This is a genomic window from Sphingobium anseongense (assembly GCF_037725245.1).
In the GTDB taxonomy this organism is placed as follows: domain Bacteria; phylum Pseudomonadota; class Alphaproteobacteria; order Sphingomonadales; family Sphingomonadaceae; genus Sphingobium.
In genome coordinates this window covers 1-15578 of the sequence record NZ_JBBJUL010000016.1, presented here as the reverse complement: position 1 = coordinate 15578, position 15578 = coordinate 1, and the positions used below count along the sequence as shown (strand labels likewise).

Annotated in this window: 11 protein-coding genes; 1 reads left to right on the top strand and 10 read right to left on the bottom strand. The window is 59.2% G+C overall.

Features of this window, described 5'->3' with window-relative positions:
* The 8 genes from WG908_RS15760 to WG908_RS15725 form a co-directional block, all read right to left on the bottom strand.
* The gene (locus tag WG908_RS15760; protein WP_340187462.1) at positions 1-660 is read right to left on the bottom strand and encodes a hypothetical protein; all 660 of its coding nucleotides are present in this window, start codon (positions 658-660) and stop codon (positions 1-3) included.
* Positions 661-1376: 716 nt separating this feature from the next.
* Positions 1377-2771 carry an HlyD family type I secretion periplasmic adaptor subunit gene (locus WG908_RS15755; protein ID WP_340187461.1) on the bottom strand — a complete coding sequence of 465 codons (1395 nt, stop codon included), beginning with the start codon at positions 2769-2771 and terminating at the stop codon, positions 1377-1379.
* Entirely contained in the window at positions 2768-4963 is a 2196-nt protein-coding gene (locus WG908_RS15750; RefSeq protein ID WP_340187460.1) for a type I secretion system permease/ATPase, read from the bottom strand. Before WG908_RS15750 ends, WG908_RS15755 begins: the two co-directional genes overlap by 4 nt.
* Positions 4960-6633 carry a TolC family protein gene (locus tag WG908_RS15745; protein ID WP_340187459.1) on the bottom strand — a complete coding sequence of 558 codons (1674 nt, stop codon included), beginning with the start codon at positions 6631-6633 and terminating at the stop codon, positions 4960-4962. Before WG908_RS15745 ends, WG908_RS15750 begins: the two co-directional genes overlap by 4 nt.
* Positions 6630-7046 carry a hypothetical protein gene (locus tag WG908_RS15740; protein WP_340187458.1) on the bottom strand — a complete coding sequence of 139 codons (417 nt, stop codon included), beginning with the start codon at positions 7044-7046 and terminating at the stop codon, positions 6630-6632. Before WG908_RS15740 ends, WG908_RS15745 begins: the two co-directional genes overlap by 4 nt.
* A 328-nt stretch (positions 7047-7374) precedes the next feature.
* Positions 7375-7761, bottom strand: a complete 387-nt coding sequence (locus tag WG908_RS15735) for an immunity protein CdiI family protein (protein ID WP_340187457.1) — start codon at positions 7759-7761, stop codon at positions 7375-7377.
* Between the two features lie 316 nt (positions 7762-8077).
* Positions 8078-8989 carry a DUF5681 domain-containing protein gene (locus WG908_RS15730; RefSeq protein ID WP_340187456.1) on the bottom strand — a complete coding sequence of 304 codons (912 nt, stop codon included), beginning with the start codon at positions 8987-8989 and terminating at the stop codon, positions 8078-8080.
* A complete protein-coding gene (locus tag WG908_RS15725) occupies positions 8986-10299 on the bottom strand; it encodes a site-specific DNA-methyltransferase (protein ID WP_340187455.1) in 1314 nt (437 codons plus the stop codon). Before WG908_RS15725 ends, WG908_RS15730 begins: the two co-directional genes overlap by 4 nt.
* Before the next feature lie 923 nt (positions 10300-11222).
* Here WG908_RS15725 and WG908_RS15720 point away from each other — a divergent pair.
* Positions 11223-11966 carry an IS5 family transposase gene (locus WG908_RS15720; RefSeq protein WP_340187454.1) on the top strand — a complete coding sequence of 248 codons (744 nt, stop codon included), beginning with the start codon at positions 11223-11225 and terminating at the stop codon, positions 11964-11966.
* A 490-nt stretch (positions 11967-12456) separates the two neighbouring features.
* Here the strand turns inward: WG908_RS15720 and bktB are convergent, their stop codons facing one another.
* Both bktB and WG908_RS15710 read right to left on the bottom strand, forming a co-directional pair.
* The gene (gene bktB, locus WG908_RS15715; protein WP_340187453.1) at positions 12457-13638 is read right to left on the bottom strand and encodes a beta-ketothiolase BktB; all 1182 of its coding nucleotides are present in this window, start codon (positions 13636-13638) and stop codon (positions 12457-12459) included.
* 397 nt (positions 13639-14035) lie between these two features.
* Positions 14036-15439: an NAD-dependent succinate-semialdehyde dehydrogenase gene (locus WG908_RS15710; RefSeq protein WP_340187452.1), complete on the bottom strand. Its 1404-nt coding sequence runs from the start codon at positions 15437-15439 to the stop codon at positions 14036-14038.
* Positions 15440-15578: the final 139 nt, after the last annotated feature.

Genomic DNA, 15578 nt, shown 5'->3' with positions numbered 1-15578 from the left:
CTAATCCTCACGACGAATATAAATAGAAATTTTACGAATTGCGGGATAGGCGTTGACTGAATAACTTTCGTTTTCCGACTGTACGACCGCGATCACATTAACAGAGATATTTATGACGAAAATTTGGAATGGAAACCCGAAATGACCGTTCCAACGCTCAACAAACTGTGAGGTCACCTCAACCATATCTAGATTTAATGCGGCGATATCGGTATGAATTTGACTAGCATAATACAAATATTGTCTTGCACTCAGCGGATCGATATTGCCGTGTTCGGATTTAGATAGCTGCACCTCGCCCTGTAATACGATGCGCTCCAACGTCCGCGCCCCTACGCACAGCTTTGCTGTCAACTCCTTGACGTTCAGATCGGAATCATCGGAACAGTGAAACGTTCCTATGTCGGCATAGCTAGACACGACAGCACCATTCCACCGGAGTTCAGTAGAACTCCGAAGCTTATCGTTGATACTTAAAAAATAATCGTTAGAATTTGGGTTGTCCGCTCGTTTCTCAGATAGCACCTCCAAAAATGCGCTCAGGGATACCGATGGGGGACGCTCGAACACTCGCCGTGTATATGAACCAAACGGGTGTGCGACATCAATGTCTGGTTGTGCCGTCCCCGCCGGAACAGAGCAGCTGACTACAAGCGCCATCGTCGTCAGTAATGCAGTGAGAGCGAAATGCCGCAATTGTCCATACTTCCGAAGTGGCCGTTTCTGCCACAGCCTGCTAAGCATTATTAGAAGGCAACTTAGCAATTCAGCGCTCCTCAATGTTTATCGATCGCAGGCGCAGCCTCGCCTCATCAAGGCCTTGCACCTTGGGGCGATCGAACGACGATACCTGTCCTGGTGCGCCCCCGCCTGGGGATGGAGTGTAAATCCACAGAGGCCCGCCACTGTCGCTGGCGGCGTCGGCATAGAGTGCGATTGCGCGACTACGATCCCTTGGTACCCCTTTGCCTTCCTGGAATCGAATCCCCAACTCCAGTTGTGCCTGCTTATCGCCTCCTTGGGCCTTAAGCGCGAGTTGCAGCAGTTCAGGCGGCGTTTGGTCAGGGGTAAGGGAAATCCCCATATAGCTATTGCTGGCGCAGGCGGTCAGTAGCATTGTTGCCGACACGCCCAACACCGCGCGCAGCCTAACCGCCTGCACGCGCCTAATGCGCCATCCCGATACTTTGCCCAAGAACACCCCCCAAGCGATCGCTCGCTTGTCGATCAATGAACCACCAACCCTAGCTCACGTCAAGTGAAGCACTTTGGCGGACTTTCCCAATCAGAAGGATTTGCGTCACCAGCGAAGGATTTATTTTCATCCGTTTCGGTGATGATACTTCCCGCCAGTCCGCAACGCACACCATAGCCCATCACCGCTCCCTCCCGGCCTGCGCGATACTGCTCTGCAACGGGGAGAGCAGATAGCTGATGATCCGCCGCGTCCCGGTCCGGATATCCACTGTCGCCGCCAGCCCTGGGCTAAGCGCCACGTGGCGCCCGTCGGTCACGATGTTTGCCCGATCCAGCGTCACTATTGCCACATAGACGAGCCCCAGTTCCTTATCCTGCACCGCGTCCCTGCTGATCGATCGTACCCGGCCGGGCACCGCGCCATAGCGGGTGAACGGAAACGCCTCGAGCTTGACCGATGCAGGCTGCCCGATATGGATGAACCCGACATCCTTGTTGAGGATGCGCGCTTCCACCTCCAGCCCGCCGCTGCTCGGCACCAATGTCATGAGCGGCTTTGCCGCTTCGACGACGCCGCCGATGGTGTGGGCCTCTAGTTGCTGGATCGTGCCGTCGGCAGGCGCGAGCAAGCGCTGGAAGCGGTTGTTCTGCCGCGCCTTAGTGACTTCCTCGCGCCGCAGGATCGCTTCAGCTTCCGCCTTGGCGAGATCGGTCAGCGCTGTATGTCGCGCCTGTTCGCGCGCCTGGGTGATCTGCTGGCCAAGCTTGCGTGCTTCGGAGAGCCCCCGACTGATCTGGGTCGCCGCGACATCCCGATCGCCCGCTTCCTGACGGCGCTGGCGTTGCAGTTCAAGGAGCCGAAGCCCCGGCGCATAGCCCTTGGCGTCGAGACGGTTCATATTGTCGATCTGACGATCCAGGATGGGGACGGTATCGCGCAGCTTGGCGACCTGCGCCTGCGCGGACTGCGCGTCGGACATCGCGGACGCGCGCGCGGCCGACAGGCTGGCGGTGTTAGCGTCGAGTTCGGCTAGTTGCGCGGCGATCAGGCGCCGCTGGGTGTCAGCGACATTGGCGGGCGTTCCAGCAGGCGCGACGAAGTCCATGCCGCGCCCCGACAGCGCATCGGCGATCGCGCGATTGCGCGCGGCCTCCAACTCGGCTGCAGCCAGTCCTTTTTCAGCCTGAGCCAGATCCGCGCCGGACAAAGTCGGGTCGAGGTCGAGCAGCGGCTGACCCTTGCGGACGATATCGCCGTTGCGAACATGGATCGCACGGACCACGCCAGCGCCCGGCGACTGTACCAGCTTCACATTACCCGACGGCATGAGCTGCCCCGGCGCGGACGCCACCACATCGACACGGCCGAATATCGTCCACAGGGCGGTCGCCAGCAGGCCGATTAGCAGCACCCAGGTCACGACGCGCGCGGTCGGCGATACCGGGCGTTCGATCACCTCCAGCGCGGCAGGCAGGAAGTCGGTTTCGGACGAGGGGATGAAGCCCTTGGCGCGCTCCCGGTCTTGCCGGATGGCTTCCTTCAGCACATGCCAGTTGTGCGCCCATGCACTCATGGCCTGCCCTCCGTCACGCCGCTTTGTCGCCGGTGCAGATCGGCATAGCGGCCCTTGGCGGCGAGCAGTTCGGTATGGGTGCCCCGCTCGATGATGCGCCCGGCCTCCAGAGTGATGATGCTGTCGCATTGGCGGATGGCGGACAGCCGGTGGGCGATGATGATGACCGTGCGGCCTTGCGCCATCGCCTTGAGGTTGGCCTGGATGATCTCCTCGCTCTCCGCGTCGAGCGCGCTGGTCGCTTCATCGAGAATCAGGATGCGCGGGCTCGTCACCAGCGCGCGGGCGATGGCGAGGCGCTGGCGCTGGCCACCCGAGAGGTTGGTGCCGCGCTCCTCCACAGGCGTGTCATAGCCTTGCGGCAAGCGGATGATGAACTCATGCGCGCCCGCAAGCTGCGCCGCCTCGATCACCTGCTCCAGCGGCATGGCCGGATTGGACAGGGCGATATTCTCGCGGATAGAGCGGTTGAAAAGCAGATTCTCTTGCAGCACCACACCGATCTGCCGCCGCAGCCAGGCGGGGTCGATCTGGCCGATATCCACGCCATCGATCAGCACGCGCCCGCTGGCGGGCAGATACATGCGCTGCAGCAATTTGGTGAGCGTGGACTTGCCCGAGCCCGATGTGCCGACAATGCCGAGGGTCGCGCCTTCGGCGATGATCAGGTTGATGTCGTCAAGCGTCCATGGCCCTTCCAGCCCATAGCGGAACTTGACCACTTCAAAGGCGATATGGCCTTTGACCGCCGGCAGGGCGACACGGCTGCCCGCGCCCGGCTCGGTCGGCTGGTTGAGAACATCGCCCAGCCGTTCGATCGCGATCCGTACCTGCTGAAAATCCTGCCACAGCTGCGCCATGCGGATGACCGGACCCGACACACGCTGGGCGAACATGTTGAAGGCGACCAGGCCACCGACCGTCAAATCGCCTGCGATCACCGCCTTCGCACCAAAGTAGAGGATTGCGACCATGTTGATCTTAGAGATCAACTGGATAAGCTGACTGCCGGTGTTGCCAAGGTTGATGACCTTTTGGCTGGCGAAACTGTATCCGGCCAACTGCCGTTCCCAGCGGTCCTGCCATTGCGGCTCCACCGCGCCAGCCTTGACTGTCTGAATGCCGCCTATGCTTTCGACCAGCAGAGCGTTATTGGCTGCGCCCCGCTCGAACTTCTCTTCAACCCGCGCGCGCATCGGGCCGGTGATGAAGAAGGCGACCGCGAAATAGGCGGGGATGGCGAGCAGGGCGATCAGGAAAAGCTTGACCGAATAGACCCACATCACGGCCAGGAAGATGATCGTGAACAGGGGATCGACCAGCACCGACAAGGAGGCGTTGGTCAGGAATTCCCGGATCGTTTCGAGCTGGCGCACGCGCATGGCGATGTCTCCCACCCGTCGCGCTTCGAAATAGCCCATGGGCAAGCCGAGCAGATGACGAAACAGCTTCGCGCCCAATTCGACGTCGATCTTCTGGCTGGTTTCCGAATAAAGGCGCGTGCGCAGCCAGCCGAACAGCGTTTCCCAGATCGAAACGACGCCAAAGCCGATGACCAATATTGTCAGGGTATCGAGAGTGTTATGGACAAGGACCTTGTCGATGACGTTCTGGAAAAAGAGCGGGGAGGCAAGCCCAAGCAGGTTGATGCCCAGGGTGACAAGCAGCACCTCGCCGATCAAGCGCCGATATTTAACGATCTGCGGGATGAACCATGACACGTCGAAGGCGCGCGAGATGCTGCCGGCGCTTTCGCGTGTCGTGACAAGCACCAATTCGCCAGACCACATGGCCTCCAGTGCCTCGCGACCGATCTTCATAACCTGCGGCTGAACGCCGTCCAGACTGTGGCGGGGCGGCTGTATGAGCGCTTCATCGCCCACGACCTTACCGATAATGAACCACCCATCTGGCCCATTGGCCAGAGCGGGCAGGGGGATCGTCTCCAGCTTTCCGTAGGACGAGCGAATAGACCGTGCGCGCACATCGTCGTGGCGCTTCGCCAGCCGCTTCAAGTCCTCCGAATCGATAGTTCGACCGTGGCCGAGGTTGTGACGCAGTTGTCCGGGATCGACAGCAATCCTGTGTATCGCGAGCAAGGTCGCAAAGGCGATAAGGCCGCTATCATCGAAATTGGTCGAGCCCGGGGGCGGAGCTGGCGTTTCTTCCAGAATATCGGGCCTATCGTTCATGGTCTTTGGTCACCGACTGGGCGTCCACCGGTGCCAATGATGGGTGTTGCCGGGCTATGGGTCATGAGCTGGGGATCGGGCGCGGCAGGGCTGGCGGGAGCCATTTTGGGCGATGCTGGCCACCGCGCCGGCTGATCGATGACCTGTTGACGGTCGCTCGCCGCTCCCAGTCCATCGAGCGCCCGCACTGCAGCGTCCCATGGCAAGGCCCCGCGCCTTTCGACTTCACGCGAGTGGATGGCGGGGTCATAAAGCGCATTGCCGGTGATCAGCTTGCCGACCTCCAACTGGCCTAGCTGCCGCAGGAGTGCGGCTTGCGACACATAATGATCGCGGGCGCTTGCGAGCAGTGCGATTTCCGTATCGCGCAAACTATTCTGCGCAAAGAGAACGTCGAATGTGGAGCGAAGGCCGGCGCGATATTCTTCGAACGTCCCTTCATAATAGATGCGCGCCGCTTGCAACTGAGCTTCCTGCGCCTGTTGATTGCGCTTCGAGGTCACCATCTGGTTCCATGCTGAAATGATTGCTCTTACCATCTGGCGACGTGCTGCCTCGATCCGCAGTCGGTCGGCACTGTTGCGATCAAGGGCTTGCCCGACCAGCGCGCCTACTCGCCCCCCCTGTGCGAGTGGGATGGTCAAGGTTGCCCGCGCAGATAATGAGAGGTCCTGATCCTTATCGTTCAGCGGGGAGGCGGGCCCGGTCGTACCGGCAACGCCGCGCAAGCTCAGCGATGGTCGACCCTCGGCCCGCGCCGAAGCGATCCGCGCCCGTGACGCGCGTTCGACGTGGACAGCCTCGCGAAGCTCCGGGTTCATCTGATCGGCCACGTCGAAGGCGTCATCGATCGATGCGGGCACCAAGGGAAGCGGCGGCTCGGGTGCGAGCAAGCCTGGCTCACGCCCGACGAGCGCGGCGAATTCGGCTCGGCTCTGCTGAAGTTGCGCTTGCGCCACATTGAGTTGGACCCTGGCATTTTGCAGCTGCGTTTGTGCTTGCGCGATGTCGGTTCGCGTCAATTCTCCAGCGTCGCGGCGGGCAGCGACTTCATCCAATGTTCTTACGAGTACCTGCTCATTCTTCTGGCGAATGCGCAGAGCTTTATCGTCTCGTCTGACATCGGCGTACGCCGCGATCAGTTCGTTCAACAGATCGCCCTCGGTGCCGCGCAACGCTTCTCGGCCGGCCTTTATTTCGGCCCCCGCAGCGGCAATGTCCGCGCGCGCCCGACCGCCTGTGCTAAGCGGCTGATCGATGATGATCTGGCCGCCAATGTCGTCGCGCTCGATATTTGGATCGTTCAACCGATCGATCAGGGGACGAGACGCCTGCGTTATGCGGCCCGGATCTGTATAGTCGTAGCCTCCAGATAGCTGTGCTTGAATATTTGTCCTGGTTTGGGAGAGTGCAAGGCCCAGACTATTGTCGGTAGCCCGCAGCTCGTACCGCCTCGCGGCAAGCAAGGGATTACTTTCATATGCGTCAGAAATAGCCTGCGCCAGGCTATCTGTTGGAGCGGGCTCTGTATCACTCGCATCGAACGGTAGCACTGGTGCGGGGTAGCCCCGCATCGGATCAGTGGAATCGGCAAGCTCTTGCGCCTGGAGGCCAGGAGCGAAAACTAATGCTGAGAGGGCGGCAATGACCGCGTGCGGGACGGCATTCACAGGGCGAACCTTGCCTCCGGATCACAGCCTGCCCGCCGCCCAGCCGCAAGCAACTCTCTAAATCCTGCGATATCGAACGACCGCGCTCCTTTGCCGGGCACGGGTTGAATAGCGACAATGCCCGCATTGTCTATCAGCTGTGCCGGGAGCCAAACAATTCCGTCGGTCGGCACATCCATGTCCGCGCCATCGATCGGCACCCGCAAACGCGCCAGTTCAGGAAGTTGATCGCGCCAGCGCATCGCCGGGCCGTTATCAATCCGGACCCATGCGTCCATGACAGAAGCGCGGTGACCGAATCGAAATCCCACAGCGCCCGAAAGATAAAGAAGCCGCTTGCCTCTCAATCTGCAAACTACATCTCCTGAGAAGCGATCGGTCCGGATGTCCAATTGCCAGGACCCGGCGGCCATATGACGCTGATCCGTCTGGGCTGCGAAGGCCCAAGAAGGCGATATGACGAAGAAGGCACAGACACATGCCCTCAACCAAGCCTGAAATAGGCGCATCCATCCCCCGATTCCAACGCCCAGTGCCCCTGCGTCCAGGTCAGTGGGATCGAAACGCTTCGACTGTCAAGGCGGCCGTGTGGCTTTGCGACCAATGGTTGAAGAGGCGTCCCTTGACTTGCAAGGCTCCAGACCATTTCGCCATTTCTGTCGGATTAGGTTAGAAATTATGTTGAGCTCGCGGTATTAGGCTTGGCTGGCAGTCTGACATTACAGTCCGTCACAAGCCATGTCAGGAGGATTTTCGCCACAGGCGCCGGTGCTCGACGACCCATTCATCGCCAAGTTCCGCTTCCAGCCGCGCCTTGAGGAGCTCTCCGCGCCTGTTGAACCAGTCCAGGGGGAATGCGGGATGGGCTTCGGCCAAGTGGTCGATCATTGGCAGCATGCCATTACCCACATCATCATAGTCGGCTGCCCATCGCGCGATATCGCGTTGCAGATCGCCTGATATCGCAAGCTCGTCGACCGCCACATCCTGGCCCAACTCGTCCCATAGGCCAGTACTCGACACCCACAGCCAAAGGCGAACGAAGCGGCTTTCCAGCAGCTCTGTGTCCAAGAACTCAGGTAGCGGATGGCAGTCGCAAGGACCAGCAAAGGACATAAGCCAGGTCATGACGACCGTTTAGCTTCGAAACAACGACATGGGTAGGCGATAATAGAGCTGCGTCGTGGTCATATGCAAGCTCAGCTTTGCCACGTTTATTGATACACCGGGAGGCGATTATTGTTTACCACCGATGACAGTGCGACGCGCGGCGAGGACTTGCATCCCTCGCATTGCGCTCTATCGACCCGGTGGCCGACATGCTACGGCCGCAAGGTTCACCGTGTCACGCGCGTCGCCGTCCCAGTTAGACCAAAAGCGGCAAATACTCAATTTGCTTCCGAGAGGTAGGGGAGGGGGCATCGCACGACGTTAGCGTGCCAGTTCAGGCTGCGTCCTTGCTGTGAGCATCTAAAAGCGCGCGCTGCTCTTGGGTGCAGCGGTCCGCGGTCAGGATGATCGCGTCAAATTCTGGGATCGAGACAGACTGCGTGTCGTCTATCAGCCCAGTAACGCGCGCGTGCGCCATCCCATCTTCCAGCTTGGCGAACATCCTCACTTTCGTCGCCCGCAATTGCCGATTGGTCATGCCGTGATACTGCATGGCGCGCACGAGCTGGGTCGTAGAGTCATGCCACATGCTCGGCGGCATGCGCCGGTTCACGAGCTCACCAAGCACGCCCCACGGACATGCGCGTTTGTCCTGGAACACAATTTCCAGGCCAGGCCATCTGGTGTTCCATTCTGATGCGATATAACAGCACTCGCGCGTCAACGCCCGCAGATCGAAAAGCACTTCGTCTTCGTCCGTAAGCGGCCCGAGCAAGTAGATGCAGCCTTTGCCCCAGTCGACCTGAATATCGTCGGGATGCGGACGCATTTTCTCAGGCTCACGGCCCTCGCGGCGGGCCTGTTCGATGATTGCCAGCTGGTCTTTCTTATGGCCACGCCAGAATTTGAAATCGTCGGTTCGCTGGGCTTGTTCCGCTTGGTCCATGTCGGACAAGAGATCGAACGCCTGTTTTCGTTCGATTCTGCTGTTCTTGACGGCGCCATGGGCCATCGCTCGGGCAAGCGCTTGCTTGAGAGTGATCTGCTCGGGCTGGCCGTTTTCGGTCACCACCACCAGGCGTTTGAATTCATTCTTGAGCAGCGCATGGATTGAACCGTCATGCGACACATCAACAGAAGCGCGCTTCTTGGGTCGACCGCGTGGATTGCCCGATTTGCCCTTTTGAAACCGGCTCGCCTTGGGAGGCTTTTTATAGCCTACCTCATCATCATCGTTGTCCCTCACTGCAACGCCTCCTCCAGCCGGCGTTCGCCGACCATCTCGAACGACATGTCGTCCGGCATCAACAGGGCCGATTTGCCCATCATCTTCTCGAACCGCCGCACGATGGTGTCGCAATAGAGCGGATCGAACTCGATCAGCCGGGCGCTGCGACCGACCTTTTCGGCCGCAATCAGTGTGGTGCCTGAACCGCCAAAGGCATCGAGCACGATGTCGCCGCGGCGCGAGCAATCCTGGATCGCATCGGCAACGAGCGCGACCGGCTTGACGGTGGGATGCATCGCCAGTTCCTCCATCCGGGCAGAGCCCATGCTGCTGATCCCTGCATAATCCCACACATTGGTGCGATAGCGGCCGGTATCGCCCAGGCCAAAGCTGTTCACATGCTCGGCCGATCCCTTCTTGAACACGAAGATCAGTTCATGTTTCGAGCGATAGAAACTGCCCATGCCGCCGTTGGTCTTGTTCCAGACGCAAAGATTCTTGAGTTCATGGAATACGGCGTAACCCGCGGCGAGAAGCTCGCGCATGTGCCGCCAATCCATGCAGACAAAGGCAATCGCGCCATTGCGACAATGGCTGGCGGCAAAGCCCAGGGTCTGGGTCAAAAATGCCGTAAAGCCGTCCACCGACATCTCGCCTGTGCCCATGGCGAACTCGCGATGGTGAATAGCGCCCGATCCGCATACATGCCCATCGATTGGCACATTATAGGGGGGGTCGGTGAAGATCAGGTCGACCGTGTCGCCTGCCAGGAGATGGTCATAGTCTGCCTTCTTGCGCGCATCGCCACAGAGCAGGCGGTGCCGCCCGAGCTGCCAGACGTCACCGCTGCGGCTGATCGCGGGACCGGCCGCCGTTGGCGTTTCATCTTCCAATGCGCGCGGCATGTCCGGCTTGCCAAGGGTTGCCGCATTCAAATTGAAGTCGATTTCCGCAAGCGAGAAACCGGTCAACTCCAAGTCGAAATCCAGATCGATCAGCGCCTGGAGCTCTATGGCAAGTAGATCCTGATCCCATCCGGCGTTGAGCGCGAGTTTGTTGTCCGCCAGGATATAGGCTCGCCGCTCTGCAGCGCTCAAATGGGAAAGGCGGATTGCCGGCACGCTGGCCATGCCGATTTGCGCGGCTGCCAGTACGCGACCATGACCGGCAATGATTTCATCATCGTCACTGAGCAGCACGGGATTGGTGAAGCCAAACCGTGTGATGCTCTTGGCGATCTGTTTGATCTGCTTGCGTGAATGGGTCCGTGCATTGCCCGCATAAGGTCGCAGGTCAGCTAACGGTCGATAGACTATCTCTGTTTCCACACCCTATGTCCCCACGAATGTCTCCCGGAACATATAAAGAACATCTGCCTATAGATGCAATCCCTATGGGCATAAAAATGGCTGATTTCCGCCATTTCCTTAAATGGGATAAGGCTTCCCTGTTCATCAGTGACAATTCCCTGATCTATCCCGTTAAGCGCCCGAGCATGGCGAGACGGGTCAGAATGTGGGTGGGCGCACGAGGATCGAGGAAGATCACAAAATTGCAAATCTGCTATTTGAACGACCATTTTTGCGAATCGTGGCAGCGTGTCGTCGCGCCCTGTCGGGACATAACTCGCGTTGAGCAGACAAAGCGTGATATATCACATTGGCCGCGAGGGCGTCCCATTTAACGACCGCATCTGCGCGCAGCGTCCCATCGATATGCCGCTATGTTCCCATAAAGAGCGGCCACCCTGCCCATAAAGAGACTATTTAGAACAGGTTGAGGAATAAACGTCGCGGCGAGAAGGCGTCTTTTGGACTGTTCTGCCTCCTGCGCTTCCCTGTTCCGCTCATAGGGAAATAGCCTTGGGAACGCCGCAGTTTCGCGCATTTTCGAGGGTTGGGGAGCCATCTTATGGGGGAAATTGAGCATATCAGGGAAGAACAGGGCAGAGACGCGTTCGCTCTGGACTGCGTCGCGCACCACTCATACTGAGTATCCTTCCCTTTGTCGGCGATTTGTCCGCGGGGGCTAAATGCGGCGCAGAACTGCGCCTCTTGCGGGGCGTCGTTTGGCGCGTGAGGTCCAGAGACCGGGCCGGGCAATCTGGCGCCAAGTCTCACAGCGCCAAATTCCAGACCCCGCGGCCTGTCGCGGTGAGGGGCTGGTCTGGCTAGGAGACCTGTGCGCGGGTGGTTTTAGAAGGGGCGTTGATTGCTGATTCTATGGGCTTTCCAGGGCAGGAGGGCATCGAGTGGCACAGCGTTCGATCGGGCAGGAACGGTTCGGTTTTGCAGGCCGCGAGCGTGCGACCTCATCGCTCGACACGCTGGCGTCGCTGGTCGATTGGAGCGCGGTCGCGATACTTCTCGATCCGCTCTATCCCGCCGCCAAGGGTGAGCCTGCCTGGCCGCCGCTGGCTATGTTCAAGGCCCTGCTTTTGTCGATCTGGTACGACCTGTTGGATGTAAAGCTTGCCGAGGCGCTCGACGACCGGGCATCCTTTCGCCGCCTCTGCGGGTTTGCCGCGAATGAGGCGACGCCCGAGCAGACCGCGTTTGTCCGGTTTCGCAGGTTGCTCGTTGCGCATCGGCTTGACCGGACATTGTTTGAAGCCGTGACCATGCAGCTCAGAGCAAAGGCGGTGACGGTCAAGACCGGAACACTGGTCGATGCCACGATCATTGCTTCTGCCAGTGAGGACGATGACGATGCGCGTTGGGTAAAGCACAAGGGGAAGCGGGCTGTTCAGGGCTTCAAGGCCCACGTCGGCGCCGATGCCGATATGGCGCTGGTCGAGGAACTCTCGGTCACATCCGCCAACATCAATGACGGCAAAGCAGGTCCCGAAGCCTTACCCGACAATCCCGGCGAGGTCTTTGCCGACAGCGCCTATCGCGGCAGTCACTTTCGCGATGCGGTCCGCGCAAAGGGCGGCATTTGCGATGGCCAATCGAGCGGCAGCTTGACCGCCAGCAGCGCTTTTGCATCGAGCTGAGTTGGCTGGGTGCCGTCAAAAATGGCTTTGGCCAGCGATGGCAACAACCAGGATAACCGCACCAGCTTGGCGAAACGCTTGCGGCATTGGCCGATGGCCGCCGCAATGTCCTGGATGGTTCAACCGGGCGCTGCCATCATCGTCTCTTGATCATCATGCCTCATCGCGTGGGGCCGTCGATCGGTTGATGGCACGGTGTTGACCACTGTGGTAACTTTAACCGGTCGGACCGGCGGCGGTTTGAGTGCTGTTTTCGTCCGATCTTACCAGACTTTTCAATTTTAAGACGAACGGGTCGCCGAGATCGTTCTTGCCAGTTCCTGATGACGCAAATCTTAGCCATCCGGTCGATCAAAATGAGCCTGACGGTTTCTACGGCTCAAATCACAGTAACCTCGGTGGTTCGTGCGACATGATCATAGTCAGACAGGCTATCACCTCATGCATCGCTTGATCGTGAACTGGGGCTACTCGGTGTTCTTCTATTACCTTAAACGCGTTCCCAGATTGCCGCGATACCTTGACCGCCGCCAATGCACATTGTGACAAGCCCATAACGACCGCCCGTGCGGATGAGTTCATAAACTAGTTTTGTCGTAATGATCGTGCCAGTTGCGCCAATTGGATGCCCGAGCGATATCCCGCTTCCGTTCGGGTTCACTTTGGCGGGGTCAAAGTCCAGTTCCTTCGCCACTGCACAAGCTTGTGCTGCGAATGCCTCATTCGCTTCAATGATGTCGAGATCGCCTACTGTAAGTCCCGCCTTGGCCAGCGCTATCCGGGTCGCTGGAACAGGGCCAATTCCCATATAGGCAGGATCGACGCCGGCATGACCATAGCTTACCAGTCGAGCCATAGGCTGAAGATTATGAGCTTTCACGGCCTCGCCGCTGGCAAGAACTACGGCAGCGGCACCATCATTAATTCCTGAGCTGTTCCCAGCTGTGACGGTCCCATCCTCCTTTAGAAAGACGGGCCTAAGCTTTGCCAGGGCCTCTTTGGTCGTCTCTCCGCGGACAAACTCATCTTTTGCAAAGACCGTGAGTTTGCGCCGCACCATGATTTCGATGGGCACGATCTGTTTGTCAAAATAGCCGCTCTCTACAGCTTTTGCGGCGCGGCGCTGACTTTCCAGCGCCAACGCGTCCTGCGCCTCCCTCGAAACACCGAATTGTGCCGAAACATTCTCTGCCGTGACACCCATATGGTAGCGGCAAAATGGATCAGTCAGAACGCCGGTCAGCCCGTCGAGCATCGCAGCTTCGCCCATCTTCTGACCCCAGCGCATATTTGGTGCAAAATACGGCGCACGGCTCATGACCTCAGAGCCAGCGCCCAGAGCAATCGCACAATCGCCAAGCATGATGGATTGGGCGGCTGAAATGATCGCCTGAAGCCCTGATCCGCACAGCCGGTTGACCGTGTGCGCTGGCCGCTCATACGGGATGCCTGCGCCGATGGAGGCGATCCTCGCTGCGTACGCGTCTCTTGGCTCTGTATGAATGACATTGCCCAAAACGACGTTGCCGACCATTGCGGCGTCCACGCCAGCCCGCGCGATTGCGGCCTTGGCAACTTCGGCCGCCAGTTCGCCTGGCGTTTGGTCCTTCAATGAACCTCCGAAGCTGCCAATCGCCGTGCGGGCCGCCGACACCAGGAAAACATCGTTCATTTCAAACCTCCTCTGACATCATGCACGGGTTCCAAACACCGTCGGCTGGACTCCCTTCCCAACTGTTGCGCACAGCGAAGCGTCGCGCAGCCTGGCTGGAGGATTAAGCCTGGCAATTGATCACCGGCGCCACTGCATCGAAAACATTGCCATGTGGCCCGGGGATTTGCTGGCGGACCTTCCAATCTCATCGAAGCGCCGGCCTCCTCTAGTCGTCACCGGGTTCCGCTGGAGCTCCATCTCGGGCCAACGATTAGGAGCCTCCAGATTCCGCCGATCTGGGTATCAAGTCTCGTCGACAAGTCGTGCTTTGTTGCTCAATGAAGACTGAAAGTCTGGGCAAGCACGTGACGAGCCTAGTTTTCGGTCCGCGACCGGATTTGCACTCCTCGGATGCTTAAAGCTCGACCGGACCCCAAGGCGGCGAGCCGGCGGGGGCGACATTGAGCAGCTTGCGATTTACAAATTCGCCAAAGCCAAGATCAGAAAGCTCGCGGCCGAAGCCCGAATTCTTGATCCCGCCAAAGGGAAGTTCGGCCGCCGTCCAGGCAGGCTGATTTACAAATACCATGCCACTGTCGATCTGGTCAGCGACCTCGCGCGCGCGCGCTACGTCCGCACCGAACACCGATCCTCCCAGGCCGAACGGGGTATCGTTGGCAAGCTGTACGGCCTCGTCAACCGTATCTACGATATAAAAAGAAGCCACGGGACCAAAAAGCTCTTGCCGATAAATCGGGTTCTTCCGGTCAATGTTTGTAATCACCGTCGGTTCGATGAAAAAGCCGGGCCGGTCAACGCGTTCGCCGCCGATCACCACGGTGGCGCCGCCCGAACGAGCAGCCTCAATCTGCGAGAGAAGGCCCTCCATCGCGCGCTCGGAAGAAACGGGTCCGAGTTCGGTCGCATCGTCGGTCGGTTCACCGATCCTCAGCGCTTTCGCCGCATCGCTATAGGCTTTTAGGAAGGCTTCGCCACGCTCCTTGCCGATCACGATGACCCGCTTGGACGCCACGCAGCTTTGGCCCGCATTGAACATCCGCCCAAACACTGCACTGCTGACAGTCGAATCGAGCGGCGCGTCAGGTAACACGATGAGCGGATCGCTCCCTCCGAGCTCCATTACGACCTTTTTGAGATTGCGGCCGGCTTGTTCGGCGACAGCCGCACCGGCGCGTTCACTTCCTGTCACGGTGACGCCTACGATGCGCGGATCAGCGATAAGGCGGCCGATCTGTTCGTGATCGGCGAAGATGTTGGTAAAGACGCCGTTGGGAGCTCCGGCCTCTTTCAGCAGCCGCGCGAAGGCTAGCGCGCACTGCGGAACGCTTTCCGCGTGCTTCAACAGTACGACATTGCCAGCCGCCAGCTGCGGACCTACGACGCGCGCAACCTGATAATAAGGGAAGTTCCATGGCTCGATCGCGAGGATCGGACCGATGGAGCGGGTTACGACCTGTGCACCCGGGAAGCCCTCATATGCCTTGGGTGCCATAAACTCTTCGGCATGTTGGGCGTAATAGTCGAGGATCGCAGCTGAAAGTCCGACTTCGGCTAGCGCCCCTTGGTGCAGCTTGCCCATCTCAAGGGTGATAAAGGACGCATATTCTTCCGCATTTTCACGTAGCAGCGCGGCCGCTCGCGAAAGAACCGACACGCGTTCCGAGATGTTGCGGTGACGCCAGTCACTTTGGTAGGCGGTCTGCGCTGTACTGACCGCCGTCTCGAGATCAGAGTCGCTGATCCCGGGGAAGGTTTCAACGACTTCCCCGCTTGCGGGATTGATTGTCTGATAGATCATCGATGTACCTTTCCTTGCCGGTTAACGGCGTATCTCTGCCAATTGAGCGCGTTTCATCACGGGGCGATTTCGATCGCTCACCCGTAGGCGGTTAGTGCGATGTCAGCTTTCGCTCGTGGACACTAATCAGGCACTGCGA

Excerpts from the sequence above, each read along its gene's own strand:
- WG908_RS15760 (WP_340187462.1), bottom strand. The coding sequence starts at position 660 with ATGGCGCTTGTAGTCAGCTGCTCTGTTCCGGCGGGGACGGCACAACCA.
- WG908_RS15755 (WP_340187461.1), bottom strand. The coding sequence starts at position 2,771 with ATGAGTGCATGGGCGCACAACTGGCATGTGCTGAAGGAAGCCATCCGG.
- WG908_RS15750 (WP_340187460.1), bottom strand. The coding sequence starts at position 4,963 with ATGAACGATAGGCCCGATATTCTGGAAGAAACGCCAGCTCCGCCCCCG.
- WG908_RS15740 (WP_340187458.1), bottom strand. The coding sequence starts at position 7,046 with ATGGCCGCCGGGTCCTGGCAATTGGACATCCGGACCGATCGCTTCTCA.
- WG908_RS15735 (WP_340187457.1), bottom strand. The coding sequence starts at position 7,761 with ATGACCTGGCTTATGTCCTTTGCTGGTCCTTGCGACTGCCATCCGCTA.
- bktB (WP_340187453.1), bottom strand. The coding sequence starts at position 13,638 with ATGAACGATGTTTTCCTGGTGTCGGCGGCCCGCACGGCGATTGGCAGC.
- WG908_RS15710 (WP_340187452.1), bottom strand. The coding sequence starts at position 15,439 with ATGATCTATCAGACAATCAATCCCGCAAGCGGGGAAGTCGTTGAAACC.